Origin of the sequence: Lederbergia graminis (assembly GCF_042655485.1) — a bacterium.
GTDB lineage: Bacteria > Bacillota > Bacilli > Bacillales > Bacillaceae_C > Lederbergia > Lederbergia graminis.
The window spans coordinates 1-4,377 of sequence record NZ_JBHSMC010000039.1 but is presented as its reverse complement, the minus strand read 5'-3'; the positions used below and the strand labels follow the sequence as shown (position 1 = coordinate 4,377).

Sequence of the window (4,377 nt, the reverse complement as noted above, 5' to 3'; positions counted from 1 at the left end):
TGATTTAGTCATCGTTACCTACACTACAATAGGAGCTTTTTCAATTTTTATCAATATTTTTGTTCATTTTACATTTTTTTACTGCTGTGCAACGCTAGTGGGCACCCACACAACTCCATTAAGTATGTAATTATATTTTTACTTTCCTCTAAATTCCACTAGGATTCATTCTTCGTTTTTTTGCGTAGTTCGATTTGTTTATACATGCAGAACTTTATTATGTCAGTCCTTATCAACTCATTCATTTCCATAAATTGCAGGGAAATTCGATAAAAGTGATTTTCCTGTTTCATTACATTGACAATTCTTCCAGTGAAGTCTATATTTTTTTGATCTAAATTAATCTTAAATTGTAAACTCCCATTCACTAAATCTCCCACTTTAACTACTGGATGACGAAAAATAAAGGCAGCTCCACCACCACTAATGTCGTACGTATGGACAAACAATTTTTCTCCAGCCGTATCTTTTGTGGAAGGCAATATTAAATTCATTTCCACTGCTACTTGAACGCGAAAATAACGCCTTCTCTGTGCTTTTTTAATGTTTTTAGTAGGAGGTTTTTCAATTACTGTCTTCCCATTTTGATATTGGGAAATCTTTGAATCAAATGTACACAAACCATGATCTTCATCATGAAAGTAGACAGTTATCGTGTTCTCTCCCTCGAGTAGCAAAGGAGTGCCTTTCCGACTCACTGGTCTTTGGATAATCAGATTTGGTTCACGTTGAATTAATTCCGTAAAATATACTTTCTTTTCTGATGTTTCAAGTTCAAGCAATTGACCATTCCAAAATTGTATCGCCTTCCGGTCATCCATCTATAGTCTCACTCCCTTTCTCCTAGATGCATTTTTTTGGTATTTATTATAGCATAGGCATTTATAAAACTTCTTTATAATTTTATAATATTTATTCTCTTTTACCAATTCCCTATTAATATTATTGCGTGAAAATTCCATCTATACATACAGTAAATTCAGTTGTATAATCAAACACACACAGGTCTTATGACCCAAGTATTATAGGGTACTCTAAAAGGAGAACGAGAGATAGGTTGGATAAGTTTAGTTATTATTTACAAAAAGTGATTGGCAAGAAAAATAACAGCGATATTTATAATGCAAAGGGAGTTTTATTAGTCCCTAAATCCTTTATCATTACTTATGATCATGTAATGCTTTTGGAAGAGAATGGGATTACTCTAACGGAGGAGGCCGTAACAGATATTGGTACATTTACTAATGCTGACTACAATGAATATTACAAATTGATTGATGAAGCTGTAGAGGAAACAAGTAGAATTTTTAAGGAAATACGCAGGAATAGAAAAGTTCCACTTGCAGAACTACGAAAAGATGTTATTCCTTTGATTCAGAATGTAAGCGAAAACACGAATGTCCTACAATTATTTGTAGCACTTCAAGCAAAAGATGATTATACATACCGCCATAACATTGCTGTAGGAGCATTAGCTAACCTTATTGGAAAATGGATGAACCTTGATCACCAAGCACTGATGCAGCTAACAACCGCTGCACTACTACATGATGTGGGGAAAATGCTAATTTCGGAAAATATTTTAAATAAACCAGGTAAGTTAACAGATGAGGAATATGCCATTATGAAAAAACACACGATTTATGGCTATGAGATACTTAATGACACCGTAGGAATAAGCCATAGACAGGCACTTGTGGCACTTCAACACCATGAAAGAATGAATGGCAGTGGTTATCCTATGGGCATTAAAAGGGATAATATTGACTTGTTTAGTCGTATTGTAGCTGTTGCAGACATTTTCCATGCGATGACATCTAACCGGGTATATCGAACACATTCGCCATTTTATGAAGTGTTAACAGAAATGGAAGAGGAAATGTTTGGAGAATTGGACCCTGAAATTACCTTAGTGTTTATTGAAAAAACGATGAACTATCTAATTGGATGTTCCGTCCTTCTAACCGACGGTCGAAAAGGAACGATTATCATGGTTCCAAAAAATAAACCCACACGCCCCCTAATTAAAGTTGGCGAACAATTCATAGACCTAACCAAAGAATCACAAATACATATCGAAGAAATTGTTTAGGTGCCAATTGTTTAGGTGCCAGGCACCGGAACTATTCTGAATTGTGTCGGAGTTGTGTGGGTGCCTGGCACCGACACAACTCCAACTACATATTAATAAGCTTCGACTATACCTAGCTGTGTGTCTACGTCATATCCGTTATTGTCTTTGTCTTTGATTTGGTACCCAATTACTTTGTATGACTTCATTTTAGATGCTGGTTCTGGGTATACCCTATCCGAATCTTTTATATTTTCACCATTCATTAAGGTGTTGTCCTGAGAAATGGATTCGACTTGTTTTATACCATTTTCAAATTCCATTAACACATCGAAACGAATTTCTTTCACTGGAATATCGAAATTATTTTGAATCTCATACGCAAGCTCTACTCCACCAGCAGAATTAATTTGACCATTTGGAGTAATTTCTATTGTAAAATCTTCTATATTAAATGGAAGTTCCTCCGTTATATCCCAAAATGCATGATTACTAATGTCTATCGTATTTAATTGTAAATCCACCTCATAAAGAAGTCCGCCCTCATCAATGATATCGTATGCAATAACTTCATAAGATTTTATGAGCGACGCTGGTTCTGGATATATATTTTCAGTTGAATCCCCTACTGTTTCTCCAGCTAAGATTGTAGTGTAAATTTCCACCGTATCTATCATGCTTTGTCCATCTTCTAACTCAAATTTTACGTCCGCACTGAATTCCCGAACAGGAATCGGCGAGTTATTTTGAACAGTAAACGCAAATTCAACTCCATCAGCTGAATTTATGTTCCCGTTAGGCGTAATATCGACTACAAAATCTTCTAAGTTAAAAGGAATTTCTATCTCCTCTTTTTCATCTACTACTTCCGCTACTTCGCTTTTATTATTACTTTCCTTTCCAGCAGTAGCATCCTTGTTATCACTTGTTGAACCACATGCACTAATCAACAGTACAGCCAACAAGGAAATAATGAATAAATTAATTCTTTTCACAAACTGACCCCCTACTTCTAGTAAAATATACCTATTATACTAATATAGTATTTTCACATAATTATGTTCAAATGTAATTTATGGAAGTTGGTTGTCGCCAGCACGCTTGCTTGATTGACATACTTATTATTTCATGTAAAATGTTGTGAAATGCTCATTACTTTTGAACTATCTAAAGTATTTTAAGATATTTATATAAAATGAATGCCGGAGATGATAGAGAAATGAATTACTGTTCCTCATGTGGTAACCAAGTTGAAGGAGGTAATAGATTTTGCGGAAACTGTGGTCAAAATTTAAACTTTAATCAAAATACAGTAAAAGCAGAAACTCCTTTACATAAGATGAATCACTTTATTAAAAAGAATCCGATAATCGCAATAATAGTAGCAATTACCGTCACAGCGATTATTGTTATGGCGATCAAGGATACTCCTGCAAAAAGTGCTGATAAAACGTTGAAACACCACCAAAAGCATGCAATAGAAGCTGCGGAATCTATGCTCGAACAGCGCATTAAATTACACGGCTTTTCATTTGTAAAAGTTAAAAAAATGGAAGCTACTTTAACAGAAGAAGAAACGATAAATTTACAACCTTCAGGAAATTTTTTCATAAAAGGAATCGTACAACTAAAGGATAAGCAAGGAAAAAAACATGACGTCGAATACTCTCTGGACGTCGACTTTCGAGAAAATAGATATAAACCCTACGACCTGAACATCTGGTATGAATATCCCCTTATTGACCAAGTGAAATAATTGTCCCGGAATTGTCCCGGTGCCCACTAGCGTTGCACAGATTGAAATAAATTGAATGAATAGATAATTTTTCCATTTGACTTTTCGAATTAGAATAAAAAACGAGGATCTGGTTCTAAGATGAATCAGTTCCCTTTTTTTTACATATTTTATTTTCGAGTATAATGTTCTTTTGATATTGGACTCACGATTGCACTTTCAAAACCGAAATTCATTACTTTACTACGCTTATCTGGTATCTTTTGTCTCCCTTTACTAAATTTACGTTTTCTATTAAATTCTTTTTGAACTTCTTCCCATGAGTCCATTAAATATTGGCGTATTGTTTTTAGAAACTGCCAAATCTCACGATTTGGTTCCCTCAACAGTCGCATGATTTCTAGTAATCCAAACGTAATTAATGCAATAAATAGTTGGTTCCAAATACCAATTGGGGACTCGCTAAATAAATGGTCTATTTTGATATGTTGTTTTAACCATTTAAAGAATAATTCAATATACCAACGGTTCTTATAAGTATCTAATATTTCCTGTTCGCTTAAGTCCAATT

The 4,377-nt window shown here is 34.4% G+C and carries 5 protein-coding genes; 2 read left to right on the top strand and 3 right to left on the bottom strand.

Going from position 1 to position 4,377, the window contains the following annotated elements:
- Nucleotides 1-158 precede the first annotated feature (158 nt).
- Complete coding sequence (locus ACFPM4_RS19150) at nucleotides 159-821, bottom strand: flagellar brake protein (protein WP_382355389.1); 663 nt, start codon at nucleotides 819-821, stop codon at nucleotides 159-161.
- A 236-nt stretch (nucleotides 822-1,057) separates the two neighbouring features.
- Between ACFPM4_RS19150 and ACFPM4_RS19145 the strand changes: the two genes are divergently transcribed.
- Nucleotides 1,058-2,092, top strand: a complete 1,035-nt coding sequence (locus tag ACFPM4_RS19145) for an HD-GYP domain-containing protein (protein WP_382355386.1) — start codon at nucleotides 1,058-1,060, stop codon at nucleotides 2,090-2,092.
- A 92-nt stretch (nucleotides 2,093-2,184) separates the two neighbouring features.
- On the opposite strand, the gene ACFPM4_RS19140 is transcribed toward ACFPM4_RS19145, so the two are convergent.
- Nucleotides 2,185-3,066: a hypothetical protein gene (locus tag ACFPM4_RS19140; RefSeq protein WP_382355383.1), complete on the bottom strand. Its 882-nt coding sequence runs from the start codon at nucleotides 3,064-3,066 to the stop codon at nucleotides 2,185-2,187.
- Nucleotides 3,067-3,290: 224 nt separating this feature from the next.
- Here ACFPM4_RS19140 and ACFPM4_RS19135 point away from each other — a divergent pair, with 224 nt between their 5' ends.
- Nucleotides 3,291-3,827, top strand: a complete 537-nt coding sequence (locus ACFPM4_RS19135; RefSeq protein WP_382355380.1) for a zinc ribbon domain-containing protein — start codon at nucleotides 3,291-3,293, stop codon at nucleotides 3,825-3,827.
- A 149-nt stretch (nucleotides 3,828-3,976) separates the two neighbouring features.
- On the opposite strand, the gene ACFPM4_RS19130 is transcribed toward ACFPM4_RS19135, so the two are convergent.
- Nucleotides 3,977-4,377: transposase (locus tag ACFPM4_RS19130; RefSeq protein ID WP_382355377.1), on the bottom strand; the 401-nt coding region annotated here is incomplete at its 5' end.